At 50.6% G+C, this 20,339-nt stretch carries 18 protein-coding genes and 1 pseudogene; 6 read left to right on the top strand and 13 right to left on the bottom strand.

The window, feature by feature from the left end; all coding sequences use genetic code 11:
* Positions 1 to 221, top strand: a pseudogene (locus ACTHRY_RS07935) (hypothetical protein); the annotation flags it as partial.
* 43 nt (positions 222 to 264) lie between these two features.
* Here the strand turns inward: ACTHRY_RS07935 and dksA are convergent.
* The 4 genes from dksA to ACTHRY_RS07915 form a co-directional block, all read right to left on the bottom strand.
* A complete protein-coding gene (gene dksA, locus ACTHRY_RS07930) occupies positions 265 to 681 on the bottom strand; it encodes an RNA polymerase-binding protein DksA (RefSeq protein ID WP_004519243.1) in 417 nt (138 codons plus the stop codon).
* 232 nt (positions 682 to 913) lie between these two features.
* Entirely contained in the window at positions 914 to 1,471 is a 558-nt protein-coding gene (locus tag ACTHRY_RS07925; RefSeq protein ID WP_049322960.1) for a YggT family protein, read from the bottom strand.
* 2 nt (positions 1,472 to 1,473) lie between these two features.
* On the bottom strand, positions 1,474 to 2,271 hold the full coding sequence (gene proC / locus ACTHRY_RS07920) for a pyrroline-5-carboxylate reductase (protein ID WP_049322961.1): 798 nt from the start codon (positions 2,269 to 2,271) through the stop codon (positions 1,474 to 1,476).
* 76 nt (positions 2,272 to 2,347) lie between these two features.
* Entirely contained in the window at positions 2,348 to 3,046 is a 699-nt protein-coding gene (locus ACTHRY_RS07915; protein WP_049322962.1) for a YggS family pyridoxal phosphate-dependent enzyme, read from the bottom strand.
* Between the two features lie 117 nt (positions 3,047 to 3,163).
* Between ACTHRY_RS07915 and ACTHRY_RS07910 the strand changes: the two genes are divergently transcribed.
* The 3 genes from ACTHRY_RS07910 to yccS all read left to right on the top strand — a co-directional run bounded on the left by ACTHRY_RS07910 (position 3,164) and on the right by yccS (position 7,831).
* Positions 3,164 to 4,210, top strand: coding sequence for a type IV pilus twitching motility protein PilT (locus ACTHRY_RS07910; RefSeq protein WP_049359273.1), 1,047 nt, complete (start codon positions 3,164 to 3,166; stop codon positions 4,208 to 4,210).
* An 86-nt stretch (positions 4,211 to 4,296) separates the two neighbouring features.
* On the top strand, positions 4,297 to 5,526 hold the full coding sequence (locus ACTHRY_RS07905; RefSeq protein ID WP_003747654.1) for a PilT/PilU family type 4a pilus ATPase: 1,230 nt from the start codon (positions 4,297 to 4,299) through the stop codon (positions 5,524 to 5,526).
* A 163-nt stretch (positions 5,527 to 5,689) separates the two neighbouring features.
* Positions 5,690 to 7,831, top strand: a complete 2,142-nt coding sequence (gene yccS / locus ACTHRY_RS07900) for a YccS family putative transporter (protein WP_049359274.1) — start codon at positions 5,690 to 5,692, stop codon at positions 7,829 to 7,831.
* 95 nt (positions 7,832 to 7,926) lie between these two features.
* On the opposite strand, the gene ACTHRY_RS07895 is transcribed toward yccS, so the two are convergent.
* Positions 7,927 to 9,105, bottom strand: coding sequence for a phosphoglycerate kinase (locus ACTHRY_RS07895; protein WP_049322966.1), 1,179 nt, complete (start codon positions 9,103 to 9,105; stop codon positions 7,927 to 7,929).
* Between the two features lie 193 nt (positions 9,106 to 9,298).
* Here ACTHRY_RS07895 and ACTHRY_RS07890 point away from each other — a divergent pair, with 193 nt between their 5' ends.
* Positions 9,299 to 10,648: a M16 family metallopeptidase gene (locus ACTHRY_RS07890; RefSeq protein WP_440374181.1), complete on the top strand. Its 1,350-nt coding sequence runs from the start codon at positions 9,299 to 9,301 to the stop codon at positions 10,646 to 10,648.
* A 58-nt stretch (positions 10,649 to 10,706) separates the two neighbouring features.
* Positions 10,707 to 12,005 carry a M16 family metallopeptidase gene (locus ACTHRY_RS07885; protein ID WP_003747662.1) on the top strand — a complete coding sequence of 433 codons (1,299 nt, stop codon included), beginning with the start codon at positions 10,707 to 10,709 and terminating at the stop codon, positions 12,003 to 12,005.
* A 138-nt stretch (positions 12,006 to 12,143) separates the two neighbouring features.
* Here the strand turns inward: ACTHRY_RS07885 and ACTHRY_RS07880 are convergent, their stop codons facing one another.
* The 8 genes from ACTHRY_RS07880 to ACTHRY_RS07845 form a co-directional block, all read right to left on the bottom strand.
* Positions 12,144 to 13,526, bottom strand: a complete 1,383-nt coding sequence (locus ACTHRY_RS07880) for a calcium-binding protein (protein WP_231288098.1) — start codon at positions 13,524 to 13,526, stop codon at positions 12,144 to 12,146.
* Between the two features lie 30 nt (positions 13,527 to 13,556).
* The gene (locus tag ACTHRY_RS07875) at positions 13,557 to 14,414 is read right to left on the bottom strand and encodes a hypothetical protein (protein WP_003747667.1); all 858 of its coding nucleotides are present in this window, start codon (positions 14,412 to 14,414) and stop codon (positions 13,557 to 13,559) included.
* 72 nt (positions 14,415 to 14,486) lie between these two features.
* Positions 14,487 to 16,325 carry a glutamine--fructose-6-phosphate transaminase (isomerizing) gene (gene glmS / locus ACTHRY_RS07870; protein ID WP_003747670.1) on the bottom strand — a complete coding sequence of 613 codons (1,839 nt, stop codon included), beginning with the start codon at positions 16,323 to 16,325 and terminating at the stop codon, positions 14,487 to 14,489.
* Between the two features lie 89 nt (positions 16,326 to 16,414).
* Complete coding sequence (locus ACTHRY_RS07865) at positions 16,415 to 17,536, bottom strand: hypothetical protein (protein WP_003747672.1); 1,122 nt, start codon at positions 17,534 to 17,536, stop codon at positions 16,415 to 16,417.
* A gap of 13 nt (positions 17,537 to 17,549) precedes the next feature.
* On the bottom strand, positions 17,550 to 17,945 hold the full coding sequence (locus ACTHRY_RS07860; protein WP_231288099.1) for a hypothetical protein: 396 nt from the start codon (positions 17,943 to 17,945) through the stop codon (positions 17,550 to 17,552).
* Between the two features lie 23 nt (positions 17,946 to 17,968).
* Positions 17,969 to 18,493 (bottom strand): hypothetical protein, encoded by a 525-nt coding sequence (locus tag ACTHRY_RS07855; protein WP_003747674.1) that lies wholly within the window; start codon positions 18,491 to 18,493, stop codon positions 17,969 to 17,971.
* Positions 18,494 to 18,580: 87 nt separating this feature from the next.
* Positions 18,581 to 19,954: a bifunctional UDP-N-acetylglucosamine diphosphorylase/glucosamine-1-phosphate N-acetyltransferase GlmU gene (glmU, locus tag ACTHRY_RS07850; RefSeq protein WP_003747676.1), complete on the bottom strand. Its 1,374-nt coding sequence runs from the start codon at positions 19,952 to 19,954 to the stop codon at positions 18,581 to 18,583.
* Positions 19,955 to 20,018: 64 nt separating this feature from the next.
* Positions 20,019 to 20,294: a membrane lipoprotein lipid attachment site-containing protein gene (locus tag ACTHRY_RS07845; RefSeq protein ID WP_003747679.1), complete on the bottom strand. Its 276-nt coding sequence runs from the start codon at positions 20,292 to 20,294 to the stop codon at positions 20,019 to 20,021.
* Between the last annotated feature and the right edge of the window lie 45 nt (positions 20,295 to 20,339).

Here is a 20,339-nt window from a genome sequence, read left to right as displayed (position 1 = left end):
AACCAACTGTGTTATACTGTCTGCTTCGTTTTCTTCACCGCATCAGCAGCGAAGAACCGAACTATACGCCTTCCAACGAAACCAGTCAACACCTTTCGCAAAATTATTTTCTGAAATTTAATCACTCCCCTGTTTTAACAGGGTTTTTATTTTATAAAAAATACTATCAAACCTCCTACACTCTCCATACATACAAAAAACACAAACTAAAGGCCGTCTGAAATGCTCTTTCAGACGGCCTTTTTGAGGTTTTATGTCTATATTTTAGTCGGCAAACTGTTTTTTCATTCGTTCGCGTCGCTCTTGCGCTTCTACGGACAGTGTCGCGGTCGGACGTGCCAGCAGGCGTTTGAGGCCGATGGGTTCGCCGGTATCGGCACAGAAACCGTAATCGCCTTCGTCAATACTACGGAGAGTCGCTTGCACTTTATTGAGAAGTTTACGCTCGCGATCGCGAGTGCGCAGTTCTAAAGCGTACTCTTCTTCTTGGGTAGCGCGGTCGGCAGGATCGGGGGCGGATTCGTGCTCTTGGAGATGACCGGTAGTGGTGTTTGCATTTTCAATCAGCTCTTCTTGCATTTTAACCAGTAGTTCGCGGAAGAAGGCCAATTGGTCGCTGTTCATGTAGTCCTCTTCGGGACCATCCCAGTTTAAAATATCTTGTTCTGTCAGCTTTGCCATGGTGTCTGCTTTCGGTTTATGTTAATGATTTGGATGCTACGGGTTTGCTTTTATTGGGTTTTCTCGAATTTCCGTTTTGGAAATTGGGCGAATCATATCATGTTTTACCTATTCATTTGTTCTTTATATTTCGATTTGCACTTTTTTGCACTAGCTTACGCCTAAATATATTAATGCGCTTTTTAGGACGTTGTATTTTTGGTCGTTAATACCTGCTGCGCTTTCAGACGGCCTATTGAAGCAACCACAGGTTGGTTTGCTGGATAAGTTGGGGAAACCATCGAGCCAGCCACAACCATAATAAGAGTGCCAACAAACTGCCTGAAAAATCGTATCGTCCTACGCGTAAGAAGGAAAACGGTTTGAGTAATGGCTGCAAGATTCGTTCGATGGCATAAGTCAACGGCGAATAGCGGCCCTGTATGCTGGCCACCATTCTAATAATCAGACCGATAAGTAATGTATAGGCTGCGGCTTTCAGCATATGGAGTGCGGCAAACCAGAAGTTTGCCAGAATCAGCTTATTGCTGATGGATAATGCCGGCGAGATGAAAATAATGGCGGTACAGGCAAGGTAATACACCAGAAAACCTGCGGGCAGGCAGTACCAATCGGTTTTCTCGCCGCTTGGAAATGCTTTTTGCCAAGGTTTGGTCAGCCAGCCTGTTGCCTGTATGCTGAATTTGAGCAGGGGGTGTTCTGCTGCCAATCCTGCGTATCGGAGCAAAAAGCGTGTGATACACAGGATGGCAACGGCGTCTGCCAATAATAGGAGCAAGTCGCCGCGCATGTTCAGACGGCCTTGTATTGTTGCGCCATTTCTTGCGAACGTTTAACGCAGGCTTCTACGCCCTGTTCGATGGCTTCGGCAACGTGACGGGCTTTGAAGGTTTCGATGGCTTCGTGTGTCGTACCGCCTTTGGAAGTTACGTTTTGCTGTAATTGTGCGAATGCTTCGCCGGTTTGTTCGGCCAAAGCCACTGCGCCTTTAAATGTGGCGAGGCTCAGTTCGCGTGCGTCTTGTTCGTTGAAACCTTGTGCCAAAGCCGCATTTTGGAGCGCGCCCAACAGATAGAAAACGTAGGCGGGGCCGCTGCCGCTGATGCCGGTAATATTGTGGAGTTGCTCTTCCTCGTTCAGCCAAACGGTTGTGCCGACAGAGCGCATGATGCTGTCTGCAGCTGCACGGTCAGTTTCTGAAACGCTTGCATCGGCAAACATACCGGATACGCCCAAGCCGATTTTGGCCGGCGTATTGGGCATGATGCGCACGATACGGCGTGTGCCGCCCAGATAATGGCTGAGGGTATCGATGGATAAACCAGCCGCTACGGACAACACCAGCGCGCCATTCAAACGAATGTTTTGACAAGCTGCCTGCATGTCTTGCGGTTTGACGGCGAGAATGAGGACATCGTCCGTACTCAATTCGGGCAGGTTTTCAGAAGTGGCTACGCCCAATTCTTGAACCAACTGCGCCCGTCTTTCGGCGCCACGTTCAACAATGTGGACACGATAGCCGTCTTGTTTGACCAAACCGCCTGCAATGGCAGTCGCCATATTGCCGCCGCCGAGAAAATAGATATTCATAATATATGTCACTCCTTTGTGATATCGATCAGGCCGTCTGAAACTGCTGTCTGTCCTATTCAGACGGCCATTAATTTTACGCTTGAGGATAATGCCGCTTGCCGAAAATCGCGCTGCCGATGCGGACATGGGTTGCGCCGCATTCTACCGCGATTGGCATATCGCCGGACATACCCATAGACAAAACATCTGCTTCGACGCCTGCCGCGTTCAACTCAGCCAACAGCCGCTGTATGGTGTGAAACTGGTTGCGCAATTCATCATCGCTGCTGTCGGCCTTGGCCACACACATCAATCCGCGCACTTGAATATTCGGCAACTTGGCCACTTCAAGGGCCAGCCCGACCGCTTCATCGGGCGCCACGCCGTGTTTTGCCTCTTCAGCGGCAATGTTCACTTCAATGCACACCTGCAACGGCGGCATTTCAAACGGCCTTTGTTCGCTCAAGCGCCGCGCCGTTTTCAGACGGCCTACCGTATGCACCCAATGTGCACGCTCGGCCACAAATTTGGTTTTATTAGACTGCACATCGCCGATAACGTGCCAAACAATATCCGGCAAATCAGCCAGTGTTTCCGTTTTTTCAAACCATTCCTGAATATAGTTCTCGCCAAAATCGCGCTGACCGGCCGCATACACTTCGCGGATATCGTCTGCCGGAAATGTCTTACTGACCGCCACCAGCTTTACCGCATCCGCAGGCCGTCCGGCAGCCTCAGCCGCCTGTTCAACCGCCCGGCATACGTCCCGATAGTTTTGTTGCAATACCGACATGGTTTTCTCCTTTAACCCGTTCATCACTCGGCATTTTGAAAATTTTACTTGGTCGAACGGGTTTATCTATTTAAAATAAAGCGATTTTATTATTCTAAACCAAAACAAGGCCACATTATGCAGATTACCGACTTACTCGCGTTCGGCGTGAAAAACAAAGCCTCCGACCTCCATTTGAGTTCGGGCATTTCCCCTATGATACGCGTACACGGCGACATCCGCCGCATCAACCTGCCCGAGATGAGCTCGGAAGAAGTCGGTACCATGATTACCTCGGTCATGAACGACCACCAGCGCAAGCTCTATCAACAGGATTTTGAAGTCGATTTCTCATTTGAGCTGCCCAATGTTGCCCGTTTCCGCGTCAACGCCTTTATGACCGAACGCGGCCCGGCCGCCGTATTCCGTACCATTCCGAGCACCGTCCTGACGCTGGAAGAATTGCGTGCGCCGCGCATTTTCCAAAAAATTGCCGAAAATCCACGCGGTTTGGTCTTGGTAACCGGCCCGACCGGTTCGGGTAAATCCACCACGCTGGCAGCGATGGTCAACTACATCAACGAAACCCAACCGGCCCACATTCTGACCATCGAAGACCCGATTGAGTTCGTTCACCAAAGCAAAAAAGCGCTCATCAACCAACGCGAGCTGCATCAACACACCCTCAGCTTTACCAACGCCCTGCGTTCCGCCCTGCGCGAAGACCCAGACGTGATTTTGATCGGTGAGATGCGCGACCCTGAAACCATCTCCCTCGCCCTGACCGCCGCCGAAACCGGCCACTTGGTTTTCGGCACGCTGCACACGACCGGCGCCGCCAAAACCATCGACCGTATTGTCGACGTATTCCCTGCAGGCGAAAAAGAAATCGTGCGCTCCATGTTGTCCGAATCCTTGCGCGCCATCATTTCCCAAACCCTGCTGAAAACCCGAGACGGCAACGGCCGCGTCGCCGCGCACGAAATCCTGATTTCCACACCGGCCGTGCGCAACCTCATCCGCGAAAACAAAATCGCCCAAATCAACGCCGCCCTCCAAACCGGTCAGGCCCACGGTATGCAAACCCTCGATCAAGCCCTGCAAACCCTTGTCCGCCAAGGCACCATCAGCCCCGAGATGGCACGCAGCAAAGCGCAAAACATCGAAAACCTCTCTATTTTCTAAACCATACTCAGGCCGTCTGAACCCCATCATCCCGTTTTCAGACGGCCTTTGAGCCTGACCGAATACCCGTTTTAAAGAGAATCATCATGAGCGACCTCGCCCCTCTGCACGACCTGTTAAGCGAAATGGTGCAAGCCTACTCACAAAAAAACCAAGCACCGCACATCCCCACACCGGCCGAAATCGGCACGCATCTTCACCCCCTGCTCGACCGCATGTGTGAAGAGGCCGAAAAACGCAACGCATCCGACATCTTCATCAGCGCAGGTTTTCCCCCTGCCATCAAAGTCGGCGGCACCCTCACGCCCATGCCCCACAAAGCACTGACCGGCGCGGACACCGCCGCCATCGCCGAATCCACCATGAACCCTGACCAGCTCGAAGCCTTCAACCGCGACTGGGAAATCAACTATTCCGTCCAATCGCGCAGCAACACGCGCTACCGTGTCAACGCCTACCACGAGCAAGGCCGCGTCGGCATGGTATTGCGCCGCGTCAGCCAAGACATTCCCGAAATGAAGACCCTCGGTTTGCCCGAAAAACTCCAAGAGCTTGCACTCGCGCCACGCGGCCTGCTGATCCTCGCCGGCCCGACCGGTTCGGGTAAGTCCACCACCATGGCCTCCATGCTCAACTACCGCAACCAAAAGCTGCCCGGCCATATCGTTACCATCGAAGACCCCATCGAGTTTATCTACAAACCTTGCCGAAGCATCTTTACCCAGCGCGAAATCGGCATCGATACCGACAACTGGAAAACCGCCGTTCAAAGCGCCATGCGTCAAGCACCCGACGTCGTCTGTATCGGCGAAGTCCGCAGCGAAGAAAGCATGGAATACGCCCTCCAACTGGCTCAAACCGGTCATCTGTGCGTTTTCACCATCCACGCCAGCACAGCCTCCCAAACCATCGAGCGCATCATCAACTTCTATCCGGAAGACCGCCGCCAACAGGTTTTGATGGATTTGGCGTTAAACCTCGTCGGCATCATCGGCCAACGCCTCGTTGTCAAGAAAAACCGCCAACGCACGGCCGTTACCGACCTCCTGCTCAACACTCCGGCCATGCAGGACCTGATTTTCAAAGGCGAATTGCTGGAAATCCGCGACCTGATGGCACGCTCCGGCAGCAACGGCATGCAGACGTTCGACCAAAACCTCTTCAACCTCTACGCACAAGGCCAAATCGAACTCAGCGAAGCCCTGCGCCAAGCGGTATCCGCCAACGACTTGCGCCTGCGCATTCAAATGCACGACGAGGGCAACAATACCGAGCGTCTCTACGACCGCATCAGCGACCTCAACCTGATGACCTGATGACGCAGGCCAAACAAGGCCGTCTGAACAGATGTGGAAACGAAATCAAGCATTTCGCCGTATCCGTTCAGACGGCCTTATCTCATTTAAAGCATTCTGAAACCGACTGAAAATCCTGTTAAAATCCAATCATTCATCTCATAACAAATAAAACAACCCAACCATGAACACCCCGCCGCTCAAACCTCTGATCATTGCCTCCCTACCCGTCTTCGCCAGCGTATTCATCGCCGCCACCCTCGTTTGGCACTTTAACACCCCCAAACTCGCCATGCCCTTCGTACTCGGCATTATTGCCGGCGGTTTGGTCGATTTGGACAACCGCCTCACAGGCCGTCTGATAAACATCGTCATCACCGTCGCCCTGTTTACCCTCTCCTCACTGCTTGCCCAAAGCACCATCGGCACAGGCATTCCCTTCATCTTGGCCATGACCCTGATGACTTTCGGCTTCACCATCCTCGGCACCGTCGGCCTCAAATACCGCACCATCGCTTTCGGTGCGCTCGCCGTCGCCACCTACACCACGCTGACCTACACCCCCGAAAGCTACTGGCTGACCAATCCCGTCATGATTCTGCTGGGCACAGTCCTATACAGCGTCAGCACCCTGATCTTCCAAATCATCCTGCCCCACCGCCCCGTCCAAGAAACCGTCGCCAACGCCTACGACGCACTGAGCAACTACTTCGATGCCAAAGCCGACTTTTTCGATCCCGACGAAGCCGCATGGTTGGGCAACCGTCAAATCGACCTGGCCATGAGCAACACCAGCGTGATTACCGCCTTCAACCAATGCCGTGCCGCACTTTTCTACCGATTACGCGGCCAACACCGCCATCCACGCACTGCCAAAATGCTGCGCTACTATCTCAGCGCGCAAGACATGCACGAACGCATCAGCTCCGCCCACGTCGATTACAGCGAAATGGCCGAGCAGCTCAAAAACACCGACCTCATCTTCCGTATCCGCCGCCTGCTCGAAATGCAGGGCCAGGCGTGCCGCAACATTGCCGCCACCCTGCGCAACAACAAACCCTACGCATACAGCAAACGCCTCGGCCGCGCCATGGAAGGCTGCCGCCAATCCCTCGGCCATTTTGCCGAGACCCACGCCGACAATGCCAACCTCCACAATATCCGCCGCCTGCTCGACAACCTCAGCAGCGTCGATTACCAACTGCGGCAACTGCAAAACGATGCGTCCCTCGCCGAAAACGACAACACCGACACCCGTATCGCCGCCATTGAAAACACCAAGTTCCGCAACATCGGCGAAACCGTCCTCAGCCAGCTCAATTTCGAATCCGGCGTCTTCCGCCATGCCACCCGCCTCTCCATCGTCGTGGCCGCGGCCTGCATCATCGTCGAAATCCTCCATCTCAACCTCGGCTACTGGATTCTGCTGACCGCCCTCTTTGTCTGCCAACCCAACTACACCGCCACCAAAAGCCGCGTATACCAACGTATCGCCGGCACGATTCTCGGCGTGATTGTCGGTTCGCTCGTCCCCTACTTCACCCCGTCCGTTGAAACCAAACTCTGGATTGTCATCGCCAGCACCACCCTGTTTTTCATCACCCGAAGCTACAAATACAGCTTCTCCACCTTCTTCATCACCATCCAAGCCCTGACCAGCCTTTCGCTTGCCGGTTTGGACGTGTACCACGCCATGCCCATCCGCATCATCGACACCATCGTCGGTTCCGTTATCGCATGGGCCGCCGCCACCTACCTCTGGCCCGATTGGCGTTACCTCACCCTCAGCCACACCGCCGCCCAGACCATCACTGCCAACGGCCGCTATCTCGACGCCATCCTCGACCAGCTGCAAAACGGCAGCCGCGACGATGTCGACTACCGCCTCACCCGCCGCCAAGCCCACGAAAGCACCGCCGCCCTCAGCAGCACCTTATCCGACATGAGCAGCAACCCGAAAAAATACCAAGACCGCCTGCAAGACGGTTTTACCCTGCTCAAAACCAGCTATGCGCTGACCGGCCACATTTCCGCGCTCGGCGCATACCGCGACCAGGTTCATCACGACGGCAGCGATACCTTCGCCCCATATGCCCGCCTGACCCACCACATCGCCGAACTCCTCAAACAAATGCCGCAGACCGAACCGGCCACCTTCGATGCAAGCATCGAAGCCATCCGACAGGAGTTTGCCGATTTGGAGCAGACCGACAAAGAGCAGTCCCAACAAAACCAAATCCTCAAACACCAGCTCGACCTCATCATCCGCCAGCTTGCACCGTGTTATCAGGCATTGCACAGACAGTCGGATACGCAAACCGCCTAAACCGATAACACATTCCAACAAAATAAATAAGGCCGTCTGAAACCTGATTTCCAGATTTCAGACGGCCTTTATTCAGCCATCGAGATTAAAACCGATTATGCGCCGCGTTTTTCCAAAGCGGCTACGGCAGGCAACTCTTTGCCTTCCAAGAATTCGAGGAACGCGCCGCCGCCGGTGGAGATGTAACTGATTTGGTCGGTTACGCCGAATTTGGCAATCGCCGCCAAAGTATCGCCGCCGCCGGCAATCGAGAACGCATCGCTTTGGGCAATTGCTTCGGCCAATACTTTGGTACCGCCGGCAAATTGGTCAAATTCAAACACGCCGACCGGGCCGTTCCATACGACAGTGCCTGCGGCTTTGAGCAGCTCGGCCAAAGCAGCGGCGGATTTCGGGCCGATGTCCAAAATCATGTCGTCTTCGGCAACGTCGGCAATGTCTTTCACCACCGCTTCCGCATCGGCGGCAAAGGCTTTAGCGACAACCACATCGGTCGGCAGCGGAACAGAGCCGCCTTTGGCCGCCATTTTCGCCATGATTTTTTTGGATTCTTCCACCAAATCGTGTTCGGCCAAAGATTTGCCGATGGCCTTGCCTTCTGCCAGCAAGAATGTGTTGGCAATGCCGCCGCCGACGATCAGTTGGTCGACTTTGTCGGCCAACGATTCAAGGATGGTCAGCTTGGTGGACACTTTGCTGCCGGCAACGATGGCAACCATCGGATGAGCCGGTTGTTTCAAGGCTTTGCCCAAAGCGTCGAGTTCGCCCGCCATCAATACGCCGGCACAGGCAACCGGTGCGGCTTGGGCAACGGCTTCAGTCGAAGCTTGGGCGCGGTGGGCGGTGCCGAACGCGTCATTGACGAACACATCGCACAAAGAAGCGTAGGCTTTGCCCAGCTCCAAGTCGTTTTTCTTCTCGCCTTTGTTGATGCGCACGTTTTGCAACATCACGACATCACCGGCGTTCAAAGTCGGTTTGTTTTCACGCCAGTCGTTCAATACTTTCACGTCTTTGCCCAACAGTTTGCCCAAATGCGCGGCAACAGGCGCTACATCGTCTTCAGGATGGAATTCGCCTTCGGTCGGACGGCCGAGGTGGGTCATCACGATCACAGACGCGCCGTTGTCCAAGCAGTATTTGATGGATGCGAGCGAAGCACGGATACGGGTGTCGTCGCTGATGTTGCCGTCTTTAAACGGTACGTTCATATCGGCGCGGATCAGAACGGTTTTGTCTTGAACATTTTGTTCGGTCAGTTTCAAAAATGCCATGATGATTCCTTTGTGATGGTTGGAAACGGGAATGTTTGGGATTATCCGCGAATGAGGGGCGACGGTAAAGATTGGCAACGGCCGCGCTTGATGTGAATCAGCAGATAAAGCCCGGGCCGTCTGAAACATTCGGCCAATCTTTCAGATTTTCCGCTATACTTTGGCGATTGATTTTCATTTTACGGATTAAACCATGTTACGCCGAATTGCTTTAATGCTTGCCTTCGCGCTGCCTGCCGCTTCATGGGCGCAGACGCTTTCTGAAACCCTGCCCAACGGTCTGAAAATCATCGTCAAAGAAGACCACCGCGCGCCAGTGGCCGTTTCGCAGATTTGGTACAAAATCGGCAGCGTGGATGAAAAACCGGGCAAAAGCGGCCTGAGCCATGCTTTGGAACACATGATGTTTAAAGGCACAAAAGACGTTCCCTCCGGCGAGTTCAACCGCCGCGTGTCCGAGCTGGGCGGGCAAAACAACGCCTACACCAACCGCAATGAAACGGTCTATTACGAAAACGTCGCCGCCGCCAACCTGCCCGAAATTCTGAAGCTCGAAGCCGACCGCATGCACAACCTCAACTTCAGCGACAAAGAATTCCTCAACGAGATGAACGTCATCCGCGAAGAACGCCGCCAACGCACGGAAGACACGGCCGACGGCAAAATGTGGGAACAAGCCTATCTTGCCGCCTTTACCCAACCGTCTATGCGCGCCTCCGTCATCGGCTACATGAAAGATTTGCACATCCTCAAAGCCGACGACCTGCGCGCGTGGTACAAACAATATTACGCGCCCAACAATGCCGTATTGGTCATTGTCGGCGATGTCGATGCCAAACAAACGCTTCAGACGGCCGCCAAACTCTTTGGCGATATTCCGGCCAAAGCCCAGCCGCCGCGCAACAAACTCAATACCGAACCCTATTTGCGCAAGCCTGTTACAGTCAAAGCCACTTCTCCGGTCACACACCAGCCGCTGATTGCCATCAACTTCCGTGTGCCGAAACTCCAAAAACTCGATGACACGATGCCTTTCGCCCTCGACATCCTCTCCGATATTTTGGCAGGCAACGCGTCCAGCCGTTTTGATAAAAACCTCGTGCGCGGCAAGCAAACCGCATTGAGCGCAGGAACGCATTACGACATCATCAGCCGAGAGATGCCGCTGTTCAGCGTCATAGCCATGCCTGCCGAAGGCGTGAAAACCGATACTCTGATTGCCCAGCTGCGCCAAGAAATCAAAGACATTGCCGACCACGGCGTTTCAGAAGAAGAATTGCAGCGCGTCAAAACCCAAGCAGCGGTCAACGAAATCTACGCCAAAGACTCCATGTCTTCCCAAGCCTCCATGATGGGCCGCCTCGAAGCGCGCGGTTTCCAATATACCGACGAACAAGAAATCCACCGCCGCCTACAGGCCGTCAGCGCACAAGAAGTACAGGCCGCCGCCCGGATGTTGACCGACGAGCGCATGAGTACCGTCATCATCGAGCCGCAAAAAACAGCCGCCGCACCAAGCAAAAAAGCTGCCAAACGCCGATAAACATCAGGCCGTCTGAAAGCCCATATCCTTTCAGACGGCCCTAACAGAAAGCCACAACATGAAACCCACCCTGCTCGCCCTTGCCCTACTCCTGCCCTTAAGCGTCCAAGCCGCCACCGACATCCAACGCTGGCGCAACCGCGACGGTACCCAAATCCTCCTTGTCGAACGCCACGAAAACCCCATCATCGACCTTGAAGTCAGCTTCAAGGGCGCAGGCAGCGTCGCCAATCCGGACGGCAAAAGCCAAGTTGCCGAATTTACCGCCGCCCTCCTGACCGACGGCACCCAAGAGCTGGACGAAGAAGCCTTCAATGCCGAAGCCGACAACATCGGCGCACAAATCAGCAGCGACAGCAATGCCGAAAGCGCGTCCGCAGGCTTCCGCAGCCTCAGCAAAGCCGACATCCGCGACAAAGCCGCCAACTTGCTCAACCACTCGCTGACCCGTCCGCGCTTTGACGAAGCCGTTTTCCGCCGCCGTCAAACCCAATCCATTACCGGCTTGCAACAACAAGAAACCACCCCCGACTACACCGCCACGCGCGAACTGACCAAACTCATCTACCCGAAACACCCCTACGGCAGCGGCGCAAACATAACCGTTGACAGCCTCAAACGCGTCAACCTCGACGACATCCGCGCCTTCCACCGTACCCACTACGGCAAAGACAACGCCATCGTCGCCATCGTCGGCGACCTCAACCGCAAACAGGCAGAGCAACTGGTCGATCGCGTCCTCAAAGACCTGCCGGCCAAAGCCACCGCAACCCACGCCATCCCGCCCGTTCCCAAACAAACCGCCCAACGCCGCGACATCCCCTTTGCCGGCACACAAGCACAAGTCCTGCTCGGCACCTCCCTCATCAAACGCCACGACCCCGACTATTACGCCCTCGTTGCCGGTAACTACATCCTCGGCGGTGGCGGTTTCGACAGCCGCCTCATGAAAGTTTTGCGCGACCAACACGGCTACACCTACGGCGTATACAGCAGCCTCGCCCCGGCGACAGAAGAAGGCACGTTTGCCGTTTCCTACTCCACCCAAAAGAAAAACACCAAAGCCTCACTGGCCGACACCCAAGCCGTCATCGAACAGTTTATCGCCGAAGGCCCGACCGAAGCCGAACTGAAACAGGCCAAAGCCAACATCGTCGGCAGCTTCCCCCTGCGCTACGACTCCAACGACAAACTGCTTAACTACCTGAGCCTGATCGGCCTCTACGACCTGCCCAACGACTACTTGGAAGCCTACCCCAAAGCCATCAACAGCCTGACCGTCGAACAAGTCCGCGACGCATGGCAACGCCGCGTCAAATTCAAAGACCTCAACACCGTCGTTGTCGGCGCAGAATAAAACGCTTTAAAACAACAGGCCGTCTGAAACCTTGAAATAGGTTTCAGACGGCCTTTAGCTTTGTTTAAAATCAATCAAACCATTTGTAGATAATTGGTAGAATTTAAGTCCCCTTTTTACATTTTCTTTTGATTTTACTTAAGAAATCCTCGCTCCATGTGATTGGGATTGCACGATTTGTTTTTGTTGCTCCTCATATTCAATTCGTTGTGCCGTTTGCTGAATTTGGCTCAGGCTTTCCTCTACCGGCGTCTTAGCCGCTTCCCACATATCTACAGAAGCCATTATTAATCCGGGGGCTCTGTGTCCGACCGAGACTTTCCCATTATCGTTAATATTGATTAAAGACACACCACTCATCTTGTTTTTATAAGCCACTGAAGCTAACGACATCGCAATATTGTCCAAACTATTTGCATCGTAAGCGATGTTTTTCTGGGCACAAAAATCAGCAAAAATCTGTTTCCCTTGATGATAGATTTTTTGGGCGTTTTGCGGCATATCCTCAATAGTTAAAGCCGTTGGTTTATCAATATCCGCCGCGTATTGATCGCGTTCATCCCTTTCATCCAAAGACATCATATTTGGATCTTTTTCGATAAGGTCACGGGTTTTTTGGTACATTTCGTTGGCATTCTGCTCAATGTCTCGCCAACGCCCCAGCAGGCTTTTATCATATAAGGCTGGTGATTTTTTCAGCTTATTAAATAACCCTCCTCCTTGACGAAACAGAAGAATACCTGTTTCTTCCATCAGAATATCTGGTTTTTCTTGGTTCGATTTCTCCGATTGGAGTCTTTTGAAGTCCTTATCCGTAATATTGACAAACGGCAGCTTGTCGGTATCGGTATAGACAAGGGGTACAGACCTGCCTATACCTTTCGGATCAATAGCTTTCTTGAACCCCGCGTTTGCCGTATCTACCATCATTTTTAACATCCTGCCCGAAGCGTCTTGGGAAGATGAACCGCCGATAAAATCGAAGTTGTCGTCTTTGGGCGTGATTCTGAGGTTGCGAATTTCGCGGCTGCCGTCCGGACGGACGAAGAATTGGAGCTTTCTAAGATCATCAGGTGTAACAACTACTTGTGTTGAACCGAAGATAAAAGCACGTTCGACGTAGTCTGAAGATGAAGTGTCGATTCCGTATTGAGAAACAGCGACAGTAAAACCATTTCCTGGAGTCGTACTGTAGAAACCATTTTTCCAACTGTTAAATCTCTCTACCCCATAGATTTTATTACCAATCTCATCGAAAGAATAAGGTGTATTTCTTGCAGGTAAATTCGAGGCTTTAAAAAAATTCTCAAACATCTTGAAATCTGCTGCCGTGGCATATCTGCCTGCACCATTCTTCATATAGTCGGTTGCGTCAATTTTTACTGGTGTACGATTAGCTGATGTTATCGATATTCCCATATCTTCTCTTTTGGGTGGTATCGGGCTGTTCCACAAATATTGGGATAAAATTCTATCTACTGTAACATCGGATACAGCTAAAGATTTTTGGTTATCTGGCATGATAATGTTGCTCCTCGTTAAGAAGATAAGTTATTTGACATAAAAAGGTTGCCACAAAACATCTCCGCAATTGTTCATGAATAATATTTCTGTAGCGTATTGTTGATACGTTCTCTCTTTATTTACATTCCATCTATGCAGGCCAGGATCTACACCAGTAAATTTAAAATAAAAATTACCTACTCCGTAATTTTGAATATTGATATTTTGGGGTATGTCATTTTCTGGAAAAATTGCTGCTCCTTCCAAATAAGTAATTAAAGCATCTTTTTTAATTATTGGTTCAGCCTCTTTTTTACTTAAAACTGTACAGCAATCAGAACCATACACATCTGCACCGTTCTTACTGGGACCTCTAAGAATCAAAGTAAAACCTTTATTGTCATATTGTTTCAAATAGTTTTTCAAATCATTTTCCTGTCTGATTTCCTTTTTAGGATATTTTGCCAGCAGCGTCCCATCCGTCGGATCTTTCTCCGCCAAAAACATACTATCCCATTGCTCGTTAGTGTAATCCTGCGGGACAAACCAGACGCTACAGGCCTTTTCGTGACGTACGCAGTCTGCTCCCGTAGAATAATCCCGTCCGCCCTGATTGGTGGTCATGTTGGCCTTATAGGCTTCTGTTTCTCCCAACAACCTACCTGCAAAACTGACCATTGCTTTCCTGTGTAATTCCTCAGGGGTGTAAAATTTCCTGTCCCGCCAGCAGTAACCTGCCCTGAGTTTTTCCCTGTATTCCTGTTCCGAAACCCCGTCAGGCTTGGGGTCTTTGGCAATCAGTTCTTTCCAGTATTGGTATTTATCGGGCGCAGTATATTCATATATACCGAAGCCTGCTGCCGCCAAAGCAGCGATTGCCAGTAGGTATTTATAGACTTTATTCATTTGTTTGCCTTTAATTAATAATCAAGGTCGTCTGAAACTTTTCAGACGACCTTTTATCGTTTAAGCCAGGCTTTACTCAACCGTTACCGATTTAGCCAAGTTGCGCGGTTTGTCCACGTCTGTACCGCGTGCGAGGGCAGCGTGGTAAGACAGGAGTTGCACGGGGATGGTGTGCACAATCGGTGAGAGTACGCCGACGTGGCGTGGGGCGCGGATGACGTGCACGCCTTCGGTGGCGTTGAAGTTGCTGTCGAGGTCGGCGAAGACGAAGAGTTCGCCACCACGTGCGCCGACTTCCTGCATATTGGCTTTCACTTTGTCCAACAGGCTGTCGTTCGGGGCAATCACGACAACGGGCATGTTCTCGTCCACCAATGCCAACGGGCCGTGTTTCAGCTCACCCGCAGGATAAGCTTCGGCGTGGATATAGGTAATCTCTTTCAGCTTCAACGCGCCTTCGAGGGCAATCGGGAAGTGGATGCCGCGGCCCAGGAAGAGTGCGCTGGTTTTCTTGGCAAATTTTTGCGCCCAAGCGGCGATTTGCGGCTCAAGGTTGAGAACGTGCTGAATGCTGCCCGGCAGTTGGCGCAATTCTTCGACGTATTCACGCGCCTGTTCGTCGGAAACCAGGCCGCGGTGTTTGCCCAAGGTAACGGCCAGGCCGAACAAGACAACCAGTTGGGTCGTGAACGCTTTGGTAGAGGCAACGCCGATTTCTGCGCCGGCGCGTGTGTACAGTACCAATTCGCTTTCACGCGGCAGGGCGGATTCCATCACGTTACAGATAGACAGGCTGTGTTTGTGTCCCAAGGATTGCGCGTATTTCAGGGCTTCCATGGTGTCCAGGGTTTCGCCGGATTGGGAAATGGTGATGACCAGTTGTTTCGGATCGGCAATCACGTCGCGGTAGCGGTATTCGCTGGCGATTTCCACGTCGGTCGGCACTTTGGCAATGGATTCGAGCCAGTATTTGGCAGTCAGCGCGGCATAGTAGGACGTGCCGCAGGCAAGGATTTTGATGCTGTGGATATCGTCGAAAACTTCGCGTGCATTCGCACCGAAGTTTTCAGGTTCAAAACCACCGTCCAAGAAGACTTCGGCGGTATCGGCGATGGCGCGGGGTTGTTCGTGGATTTCTTTTTGCATGAAGTGGCTGTATGGGCCCAACTCCAAAGAAGCCAGAGACAATTCGGATACTTTAACCGCGCGTTCGGTTTGAGCACCGGTTTTGTCGAGCAGTTTTTCGATACCGTTTGCGTTCAGCAGGGCGATGTCGCCGTCTTCCAAGTAGGCGATGCGGCGGGTAAAGGCAATCACGGCGGATACATCGGAAGCGATGAAGGTTTCCTGGTCGCCCAAGGCCACCAACAGCGGGCAGCCCATGCGCGCAACAACCATTTCTTCAGGGTTGTCTTGTGCGATAACAGCAATGGCGTATGCGCCGTGGAAACGGGCAGTCGCAGCTTGGACGGCTTCAAACAGTTTGCCGCCGTTTTGCGTGTATTCGTGGTTGACACTGTGGGCGATGACTTCGGTATCGGTTTGCGATTCGAAGGTGTAACCCAGAGCTTGCAGGCGTTCGCGTTCGGCTTCGAAGTTTTCGATGATGCCGTTGTGGACAACCGCAATCATGCCGCCGGAAATATGGGGGTGGGCGTTAGGCTCGGTTACGCCGCCGTGGGTCGCCCAACGGGTATGGCCGATGCCGATATGGCCAAACACGCCTTTTTCGCGTGCAGCATCTTCCATCAGCTGCACGCGGCCGACGCGGCGGACGCGTTTGATTTTGCCGTCCATGTTTACGGCAATACCCGACGAATCGTAGCCCCGATATTCAAGGCGTTTGAGACCATCGGTCAGAAAATCGACTACATTGTGATTGGCGCGAATAGCACCTACGATACCGCACATATAAGTTCCTTAGTATCAAAAGTTTGAGAAAATCTACGCCACTGACTTTCAGACGGCATAGGGGATTACTTCAGTTTGCAACGTCATTATTATCCAAGGGAACGACCACCGAAACTTTGCTCATTTGCTTTCTGTTGTACTTCTTGAGCCATATTTTGTTGTTCTTGTATTATTTTTTCTTGAACTTTTGCATCTAAAGCAGCAACAATATTTTTGTTATCGGCAATAACTTGCTTAGTAAATGAACCATCTTTATCACTTATAAGATTATCAATTAGCGCACTAAAATCATCACGAGAAACCTGAGCACTTACTTTTTTACCTTCTTCTCGTTTAATTTTATTAATAGATTTCTCAGGCTCATTAAACAATTTTCTAATTTCATCATGACTATTTTTTTTATCTCCTTCTAATTTAGAAGGATTTTCAAGAGGATTCGTTTTAACACTATCCCACTCATCAGATAAAATATTATTTTTTCCCATTTTATTTAATTGAGAAATTAGAATTGCACCTAATACTGCCTCTTTTCTACCAGTTTCTATATAGTCATTTTTGTCCTTAAGAATACTATCAATTCTATTATTTACCTCATTAACTGAATGAAATTTACCATTTTTAATTTCTTGTAATACTGTTCTCCCATTGCGTTCACTTTGATTGTAAAGTTTCGAAGTTACTGCTACTAATTGTATTTTGTCATCAAAAGACAATTTTTTATATAACTCTGTCTCTTGCAAAGGAGTAAAAATATTTTTCTCAATCTTATTAATCTGATTTACATCTCGAGTATGAACCCAAGTAATTCCATCTTTACTACTGAAGAATTGATTAAACCTAGCTTTAAACTCAGCTGGTAACGGTCTTCCATCTTCTTTTTCTATCTCTCTACCTGTCCTTCCTAAATCATGAATAATATCCTTTTCTTGTTTTTCAGAAAGTTTCCATTCGGGTTTTTTCTCTAAAGCCCATTTTTGATATGCATCAACTAAATCTTTTACAACTTCGGGATGCTGTCCTAAATCGGTTTGTATTGTTCCGATAGAATATCCACTATTCCCAACAGGATATAATTTCCCATTTTTAGTATTTGCTGCTATAACTAATTTATAAGCATTTAATTTTGATTCAGAAGAAACACCTACTGCAAAATAAGCTATTGTTTGAAAATCTTCTTTACTTAATGTTTTTTGTTGATTATTTGACACCATGATTTAAAAATCCTTATTTAATCAAAATAAATTCTTTACCCTTTTTATATTCTTTATTATTATTTTTATAAAATTCAATAATCTTATTATTATCTATAATAAAATAACTTTCATTACTATCGTATCTAGGACAAGACTCATACCAGTTATTTCCCTCATCAGAACAATAACTTAAAAATAGTTTATTTCCCTTCACATATCCTTTTAATTTTCCACTTCCCCCGCTACCTGTCGAAATTCCCTCATTCCATACTCCTGTAACTGAATTACCCTCCTGCTTGAGAACCAATTCTTTCCCTCCCACAGTATCTTCAACCTGATCAGTATATGACCAAGTACCAGAAAAAGATGATGGACGAGCACATGCCATCAATGGGATTAATAAAAAAATTGAAATATACTTTTTCATTTCTTACTCCATAGATACTATTTTTACCGTTTATGAATAACTCTATACCCATTTTCTCCAGCTTTACTTGTCCTTGCGCATAAATCATTTCCGCAACGGACAATATCTGCTTGATTAATCCGTGTAACCATATCTGCATCAATTTTCTTACTCTGAATAACTCCCGAATAAAACCAAATCAATGCAATTCCCCCAATAACCAACGTTGCCAATGTTAGCGATGTAACCCATACTGAACGGGAAGAAATTTTATTATTTTCCTCCTGTACTTTCCGAAGGTAGCCATTAAACTCTCTAACTTGATCTGCCATCTGATTACGTGCTTTTTCCATATCTTTTACATAAGCATAAACAGTTTGAGAGACTTCTTTTGTTACTTCCTCCCTAATCATTTGAACAAGCATACGACGTTGTTCAATTAAAGATTTGTCTAACTCATTTCGAACATCATTCACAAGTTTTTCACTATTGTCTCGATATGCAACCATTAATCTAGATGTCTCGATAACCAAACTTCGAGCTTGTTCTATATCAGTGTTTTCTTCCATTATACGTCCTATGAAAATTAAATCTTTCTTACCTTCAGACGGCCTGTTGTTTCTCAAGGCCGTCTGAAAATAAATAAAAGGCCGGTTTTACTTCTTATCGCCTTTTTCCGGACGTACCCAGCCTTCGATGACGGTTTGGCGCGAACGGGCGAGGACGAGTTTGCCGTCTTCGACGTTTTTGGTAATTGCGCTGCCTGCGCCTGTCGTCACTTTGTTGCCCAGCGTTACGGGGGCGATTAAAACGCAGTTTGAACCGATGCGCACTTCGTCGCCGATGACGGTTTTGTGTTTGTTCACGCCGTCGTAGTTGGCAATAATCGTGCCAGCGCCGAAGTTGGTTTTGCTGCCGATTTCGGCATCACCGATGTAGGTGAGGTGGTTGGCTTTGGTGCCGTTGCCGATGGTGGCGTTTTTGACCTCGACGAAGTTGCCGATGTGTACGTCGTCGGCCAGTTTGGCTTGCGGACGCAGACGGGCGTATGGGCCGATTTGGTTGTTTTCGCCGACTTCGCAACCTTCAAAATGGGAGAATGGGGCGATTTTGGTGTTGGCACCGATTTTGGCGTTTTTGATCACGCAGTTGGCACCGATTTCGACGTTGTCGCCGAGTTCGACTTCGCCTTCGATGACGACGTTGACATCAATCACGACATCTTGTCCGTGTTTCAGACGGCCTCGTAAATCAAAACGTGCCGGATCGCGCAGGGTGACGCCTGCTTTGAGCAATTCTTGCGCCTGTTCGATTTGGAAAATGCGCTCGAGTTCGGCCAGTTGGAGTTTGTTGTTCACACCGGCGGCCAGATGGGAGGCGCGGACTTGGACGGGATGAACTTTGATGCCGTCGGCAACGGCTTTGGCGATGAGGTCGGTCAGGTAGTATTCGCCTTGGGCATTGTTGCTGGAAAGGCTGTTCAACCAAGCTTCAAGTTTGGCGTTAGGCAGAACCAAAATGCCAGTGTTGATTTCTTTTACGGCTTTTTGGGCGGCATCGGCGTCTTTTTCTTCGACAATGGCGGTTACGCTGCCGTTGCTGTCGCGGATGATGCGGCCCAAACCTGTCGGGTCGTTGGGCACGTCGGTCAACAGGCCGACTTCGTTGCCTGCGGCTTCGAGCAGGGTTTCGAGGGTGGCTGCGTCAATCAGGGGGACGTCGCCGTACAACACCAGCGTGCGGCCTTCGGCGGCAAGGTGCGGCAGGGCGGTTTTGACGGCGTGGCCGGTACCGAGCTGTTCGGTTTGTTCAACCCAAACGACATCGCGTTTGACGGTGTCCAAGACCTGCTCTTTGCCGTGGCCGATGACGACGCAGATGTTTTGGGGATTCAGGGAGGCGGCGGTGTCGATAACGCGCTCAACCATGGGAAGGCCTCCGATGCGGTGCAGCACTTTGGGCATTTTGGAGTACATGCGCGTGCCTTTGCCGGCGGCGAGGATGACGATATTTAAAGCTGTCTGAGCCATGATACGGTTTCCGTTGTCGTTGTTTGAGGCCGTCTGAAAAGTTCAGACGGCCTTGGGGATATTGTTATTCGGTTGCTGGCTGTTGGTTGGCAAATTGCGGTTTTTGCCAGTTTTGGCCGCGTTCAGCGTGTTCCGCTTGATGGGATTGGACGGCGCGGCGCTCTGGGCGGAATTGGTTGTAATTCATGTTTTTAGAATAAGTACCGTCCTGATAAACGATAGGCGTGCCGGTAGCATATTTTTGGCGTACGGCGGTACGGCCGGATTCGGTGGTGTAGGTTTCCCAAGAGCAACCGGCCAAAACGGCGGCGGCGGTCAGGATTAAAGCGAGTTTACGCATGATGTTGTCCTTGTTTTTAAATGTCGGCAATACCGTGTATTGTAC

This window comes from Neisseria sp. P0004.S004 (assembly GCF_051963335.1).
GTDB lineage: Bacteria > Pseudomonadota > Gammaproteobacteria > Burkholderiales > Neisseriaceae > Neisseria.
Note: the sequence above shows the minus strand (reverse complement) of the source record. Positions and strands in the feature narration are given on the sequence as shown.

Coding starts and splice junctions, on each gene's coding strand:
- dksA (WP_004519243.1), bottom strand. CDS start 681: ATGGCAAAGCTGACAGAACAAGATATTTTAAACTGGGATGGTCCCGAA.
- ACTHRY_RS07925 (WP_049322960.1), bottom strand. CDS start 1,471: ATGCGCGGCGACTTGCTCCTATTATTGGCAGACGCCGTTGCCATCCTG.
- proC (WP_049322961.1), bottom strand. CDS start 2,271: ATGAATATCTATTTTCTCGGCGGCGGCAATATGGCGACTGCCATTGCA.
- ACTHRY_RS07915 (WP_049322962.1), bottom strand. CDS start 3,046: ATGTCGGTATTGCAACAAAACTATCGGGACGTATGCCGGGCGGTTGAA.
- ACTHRY_RS07910 (WP_049359273.1), top strand. CDS start 3,164: ATGCAGATTACCGACTTACTCGCGTTCGGCGTGAAAAACAAAGCCTCC.
- ACTHRY_RS07905 (WP_003747654.1), top strand. CDS start 4,297: ATGAGCGACCTCGCCCCTCTGCACGACCTGTTAAGCGAAATGGTGCAA.
- yccS (WP_049359274.1), top strand. CDS start 5,690: ATGAACACCCCGCCGCTCAAACCTCTGATCATTGCCTCCCTACCCGTC.
- ACTHRY_RS07895 (WP_049322966.1), bottom strand. CDS start 9,105: ATGGCATTTTTGAAACTGACCGAACAAAATGTTCAAGACAAAACCGTT.
- ACTHRY_RS07890 (WP_440374181.1), top strand. CDS start 9,299: ATGTTACGCCGAATTGCTTTAATGCTTGCCTTCGCGCTGCCTGCCGCT.
- ACTHRY_RS07885 (WP_003747662.1), top strand. CDS start 10,707: ATGAAACCCACCCTGCTCGCCCTTGCCCTACTCCTGCCCTTAAGCGTC.
- ACTHRY_RS07880 (WP_231288098.1), bottom strand. CDS start 13,526: ATGCCAGATAACCAAAAATCTTTAGCTGTATCCGATGTTACAGTAGAT.
- ACTHRY_RS07875 (WP_003747667.1), bottom strand. CDS start 14,414: ATGAATAAAGTCTATAAATACCTACTGGCAATCGCTGCTTTGGCGGCA.
- glmS (WP_003747670.1), bottom strand. CDS start 16,325: ATGTGCGGTATCGTAGGTGCTATTCGCGCCAATCACAATGTAGTCGAT.
- ACTHRY_RS07865 (WP_003747672.1), bottom strand. CDS start 17,536: ATGGTGTCAAATAATCAACAAAAAACATTAAGTAAAGAAGATTTTCAA.
- ACTHRY_RS07860 (WP_231288099.1), bottom strand. CDS start 17,945: ATGAAAAAGTATATTTCAATTTTTTTATTAATCCCATTGATGGCATGT.
- ACTHRY_RS07855 (WP_003747674.1), bottom strand. CDS start 18,493: ATGGAAGAAAACACTGATATAGAACAAGCTCGAAGTTTGGTTATCGAG.
- glmU (WP_003747676.1), bottom strand. CDS start 19,954: ATGGCTCAGACAGCTTTAAATATCGTCATCCTCGCCGCCGGCAAAGGC.
- ACTHRY_RS07845 (WP_003747679.1), bottom strand. CDS start 20,294: ATGCGTAAACTCGCTTTAATCCTGACCGCCGCCGCCGTTTTGGCCGGT.